The following is a 5,127-nucleotide window of genomic DNA, read 5'->3' as shown; positions in this document are numbered from 1 at the left end:
GCTTGCTGAATCGATGGCTCCACAGACTCGTGCGTCCACTCATGGCGCATACTCATCGCGGGCTGTCCAGTATCAGGATGCGGGTGAGTTTGATAGATGTAGACTCGATCGACGCCGACTGCTTGTCCCAGTGTGGCAAGCGCATTGTGGATTGCGGCGTCATAGTCGTTGTTTGTCAGCAGATGATTCATGGCTGCCGCCACACCCTGAAGCAGGCGATCGCGCTGGAGCAAATCAGCCTCCGCCTGCTTGCGTTGGGTAATATCCTTCACCGTGCCCTCGTAGCCGAGCAGTTGACCGACCTCGTTCCGAATCGTGCGGGCGCTTTCAGAGATCCAGATAATCGTGCCGTCTTTACGGTAAACCTGAGACTCAAATCCCCAGACGGCGTTGGTTTCCTGTACTAAACGTACGAATTCTTGCCGTCGCTCGTGATCAACGTAAAGCTGGCGTTCAATATTCGTGACGCAAGCGATGAGTTCTTCAGGAGACGCATAGCCATAGATTTTTGCCAACATTGGATTGGCAACGAGATAGCGTCCGTCTGGCGTGGTTTGAAAAATTCCCTCTACCGCATTTTCAAAGATGCTACGGTACTTTCGCTCTGCGGCTTGCAGAGCTGCTTGGGCTTGCTGGCGATCGGTGATATCTTCCAGCGTTACCAGAACGCCAACAATCTGCTGCTCAGAGTCTCGAATTGGCAGCTTACTCACCCGTGTCCACACTGAACTGCCGTCGCTCTGGTGCTCATGTTCGATCACATTTAGCATCGGGAGACCCGACTCGATCACCGATCGATCTTCAGAGCGGTAGCGATTTGCCATGTCCAAGTCGCCGTACAGCTCGTAGTCCGTTTTGCCGATTACGTCTTCGATGGAGTCCAGTCCGCGCAGCGCCGTAAATGTCTTGTTACAGCCCAAGTAGACCGATTGCGTGTTTTTCCAAAAAATCGAGAGCGGTAGATTGTCGAGGAGCAAGCGCAGAAAAGCTTCTTGCTGCCGCAGCGCCTTGTCAGCCTGCTTAAGTTCGGTGATGTCGCTAATGAATCCTTCTAGACTGACTAGCTGACCCTCGCGATCGTAAACGCCGTGCCCCTTTTCCCAAACCCATTTTTCTTGCCCGGACTTTGTGCGGAGGCGGTACTCCACAACATACGGCGATCGAGTTGCGATCGCCTGTCGAATCGTTGCTAAAACGCGCGACAAATCCTCCGGATGCGTCAGGTCATTAAACGAGATTGAGGAATTGTGGATGAGTTCCTCGCTGCGATACCCTGTGAGCCCAGCACAGCCATTACTCAGATAGGTCATGGACCACTCTGCATCGTTTGCTGCCTCAAACGCAATTCCTGGGAGTGCATTGATCAAACCAGTTAGCTTTCGCTGGCTCTCTCCCAGTGCTGCTTCGGTTTGCCGTTGCTGAATCGTTCCCCCCAACTGAGTTAGCACCTTTGAGACGGTACGAATTAGCGGCTGACCTTCTAAGCGCGGCTCTGCCAAAAAAATGACTACAACAGCGACTACAGCTTGATTTGCCACTATCGGTACTGCCAGCACCGCTTTTAGTTCGACAGCTTGGGTCAGTTCTACCCGCAAACACTCGTCGATCGACAGCGATCCATCGAGAATCCATTCCGCCTGCTTCGACTGCCACACTCGATCGGGCAGACTTTCTCCGCGAGGAACGGTCATCATGCTTACCGCTCGAAACGATTGCAGAGGGTGATGACTGTACCAAATTGGGCTGCATTCCAAGTGTGTTCGAGCCGCGTTGGGCACCCACACTTCCGCCAACCAACCTTTCTCTAAACCCGTCTGCTGCAAACCTACGTCGAGGCTGGTGTCGAACTGCGACTCCGGGATTGCCTGTGTAGCTGACTGTAGACACCCCGATTCATCTTTGTGAGTGGCATCCTGACAAATACCCAAGAGGTGTAGGCTGCCGTCTGGTGCAGCAACCGGAATTAACGTTGTCAGCAGGGTCAGCGCTTGGGAGTCAAGCTCCAACGACAGTTGGCAGACTCGTGGATGCTCCTGCTGCAACCACTCGTAGATCAGCGGCGCGAGCGATCTCCACAGGCTCGGCAGACAGTCGCGAAGAAGCGCTCCTAACGCAATCGGACCACCGACAAACAAGCCCTCATAGGCAGGATTCACAGCAGCGACGTAGCAGTTTATTTCGCGATCGGCGCTGTCCTGAGACGCTTGAAACGCCAAGACTAGCGCTCCATGAAAACGATCGTGCGGCACGGTCCATGATGAGGCGGTGCGATGGAAAGTCATGTTAGTGCTTTGAACCAGCGTAGAAGCAGGGTAGAAAACTACGATCCGGTTTGAGGAATGAGCGGCGCGCTGTGAATGACGGTAGGCAACGCTCATTCCTCAATGATCCAAACCTCGATCGTTCCCTGCTCCCAATGAATTTGTGCAGGTGCCTCTACCTTGGTCCCATTTTTAGAGTACCCGCATACACGGCGCGACTTCCCAACTCGTCTTCAATTCGCAGCAGACGGTTGTACTTGGCAACTCGTTCACTGCGACAGAGTGAGCCAGTTTTAATTTGTCCAGCGCGAGTGGCAACGGCAAGATCGGCGATCGTCGTGTCCTCGGTTTCGCCGGAGCGGTGGCTGATAATCGAGCAGTAGCGGTTGCGGGTTGCCAAGTCGATTGCTTGCAGCGTTTCGGTTAGGGAGCCAATCTGGTTGAGCTTGATCAGAATGGCATTTCCCGCCGCCTGATCAATGCCTTTTTGCAATCGCGTAATGTTGGTAACAAACAAATCATCGCCGACAAGCTGCACACGCTCTCCAATCTTAGCCGTGAGCGCTTGCCAGTGCTGCCAGTCGTCTTCGTGCAATCCGTCTTCGATCGAGACGATCGGGTACTGGCTCACCAGTGTTGCCAGGTAGTCCACCATTTCCATCGGAGCGTGGGCGGCTCCGTCGTAGGTGTACTGTCCATCTTTGTAAAACTCGCTCGCTGCTACGTCCAACGCCAGCGCCACTTGCTCGCCGGGTTTGTAGCCTGCTTTCTCGATCGCCAGCAGCAGCAAATCTAGCGCCGCCTGATTTGATTCTAGGTTGGGCGCAAATCCGCCCTCGTCGCCCACCCCCGTCAGTAGCCCTTTGTCGTGCAGCACCTTACTCAACGCCGCGAACACTTCTGCACCCCAGCGCAGCGCTTCCTTAAACGTCGGCGCGCCCACGGGCACAATCATAAACTCTTGAAAATCCACGTTGTTGTCTGCATGGGCACCGCCGTTGATCACGTTCATCAGCGGTACAGGCAGCACGTTTGACAGGGGTCCACCCAGGTAGCGATACAGCGGAATGCCCAGGCTTTCTGCGCTGGCTTTGGCAACCGCTAGCGAAACGCCCAGAATTGCGTTTGCGCCGAGTTTGGCTTTGTTTGAAGACCCATCTAGATCGATCATGGTGCGATCGATCAATTCTTGATTAATCGCGTCCAGTCCCACCAGTTCTGGAGCCAGCACGTCGTTCACGTTGCTCACCGCTTGCAGAACGCCCTTGCCGCCGTAGCGACTCGTATCGCCATCGCGTAGCTCGTGCGCCTCAAAGCTGCCCGTCGAGGCTCCGCTAGGAACCTGCGCCAATCCAAACGCGCCATTCATCAGCACTACTTCTGCTTCGATCGTTGGGCGTCCACGAGAGTCCAGAATTTCCCGCGCCTGAATCGCTTCAATGGTTGTATCAGGTGTATCAATCATCGCCATGCCTCACGTTTAGTCTTTTTGAGAATACGCTGTAACGGGATGTTCCGAACTGATATTAAGCATGTCTGTGGATCTGTCTGGTAATAAGACAGACAAAATGAAAGGGGAGAACCAAAGCGAACATTCATCATCCAAAATTTGGAATCATCATTCAAAATCCCCTCATTGAAATGTTTCACAATAAAAGCAGTCAAACAAGAGGTTAGAACAGGCAATGCGACTACTTCATACGATGCTGCGAGTCGGCAACTTAGAGAAATCACTGGCGTTTTACTGCGATCTGTTGGGGATGAGGCTGCTGCGAAAGAAGGACTATCCGGGCGGCGAATTTACGTTGGCGTTTGTGGGCTACGGTGAAGAAACAGACCATACCGTGCTGGAGCTGACCTACAACTGGGGCAAGGACGCTTACACGCTGGGCGACGCCTACGGACACATTGCGATCGGCGTGGATGACATCTACGCCACCTGTGCAGAAATTGCCGATCGCGGCGGCAAGGTCACGCGTGAGCCAGGACCGATGAAACACGGCTCTACGGTGATCGCGTTTGTTGAAGACCCCGATGGCTATAAGGTTGAACTGATTCAGCTTGGCACGCAGGGATCGGCAAAAGCAGAGCAGGCTCAAGCGGTTGGAGCTTAATCGCGAACTGATGGTTTAGCCCGGAACGTTGGCGTCATTGGTTTCTTGCATAGAACCGCTAAACGCTCCTGATGGGGTTTAATTTGGTTGTTGAGATCTTCAGGTAATCCATTCTGCCTGAGGAATTGTGTGAGGAGTGACAACGTGAGGAAGGCGTTTTGGCTGACAGGAGGGCTGTGCGGCGTTGCGGCTCTCTGTCAGGGAGTGCCCGCATGGGCAGAGACGGCAGCGACAACCCCAGAACAGGACATTCCAGATTTAAGCCCCATCGCCCCGCCCGAAAGCATTTCTTGCCCCACCTCCCTTGATGCCGCCTGCGCTGGACCCGAAGAGGACGGCATGGCACAGGTACGATCGGTATCCGAACTGAGCGACATTCAACCCAGCGATTGGGCATATCAAGCGGTGCGATCGCTAATTGAGCGCTACGGTGTGGCGGGCTACCCGGACGGAACGTTTCGCGGCAACCAACCGCTGACGCGCTACGAATTTGCAGCCGCGGTTGCACAACTGCTGGCAACGGTGGAGCAGTTAGCCGCAACGGGGGGAATCACGACCTCTTTACGTGAGGATCTAGACACGCTGCGACGGCTACAAACGACCTACGACACGATTGCAAACAGCTTGCGCGATCGGCTTAACCCGTTAGACGGCGTCATCACGCAGCTAGAAGCCAAGCAGTTTTCTGCTACCAGCAAGCTATCAGGTCAAACGGTGCTGGCAGTTACCGATGGCACCAATGCCAGCAGCAC

Annotated in this window: 4 protein-coding genes; 2 read left to right on the top strand and 2 right to left on the bottom strand. The window is 54.3% G+C overall.

Features of this window, described 5'->3' with window-relative positions; genetic code table 11:
- Together H6F43_RS21695 and eno are read right to left on the bottom strand one after the other, a co-directional pair.
- Positions 1–2,282, bottom strand: a 2,282-nt coding sequence (locus H6F43_RS21695; RefSeq protein ID WP_190345249.1) for a PAS domain S-box protein, incomplete at its 3' end; no start/stop codon positions are given.
- A 154-nt stretch (positions 2,283–2,436) separates the two neighbouring features.
- The gene (gene eno, locus H6F43_RS21690) at positions 2,437–3,726 is read right to left on the bottom strand and encodes a phosphopyruvate hydratase (protein WP_190345248.1); all 1,290 of its coding nucleotides are present in this window, start codon (positions 3,724–3,726) and stop codon (positions 2,437–2,439) included.
- Positions 3,727–3,946: 220 nt separating this feature from the next.
- Here eno and gloA point away from each other — a divergent pair, with 220 nt between their 5' ends.
- Together gloA and H6F43_RS21680 are read left to right on the top strand one after the other, a co-directional pair.
- Positions 3,947–4,375 carry a lactoylglutathione lyase gene (gene gloA / locus H6F43_RS21685; protein WP_190345247.1) on the top strand — a complete coding sequence of 143 codons (429 nt, stop codon included), beginning with the start codon at positions 3,947–3,949 and terminating at the stop codon, positions 4,373–4,375.
- A 144-nt stretch (positions 4,376–4,519) separates the two neighbouring features.
- A partial coding sequence (locus H6F43_RS21680) for an iron uptake porin (RefSeq protein WP_190345246.1) occupies positions 4,520–5,127 on the top strand: 608 nt, incomplete at its 3' end.

Source organism: Leptolyngbya sp. FACHB-36 (assembly GCF_014695955.1).
Classification (GTDB): domain Bacteria; phylum Cyanobacteriota; class Cyanobacteriia; order Leptolyngbyales; family Leptolyngbyaceae; genus FACHB-36.
Note: the sequence above shows the minus strand (reverse complement) of the source record. Positions and strands in the feature narration are given on the sequence as shown.

Bases quoted from the DNA above. Each gene is read 5' to 3' on its own strand.
- eno (WP_190345248.1), bottom strand. From the start codon at position 3,726: ATGATTGATACACCTGATACAACCATTGAAGCGATTCAGGCGCGGGAA.
- gloA (WP_190345247.1), top strand. From the start codon at position 3,947: ATGCGACTACTTCATACGATGCTGCGAGTCGGCAACTTAGAGAAATCA.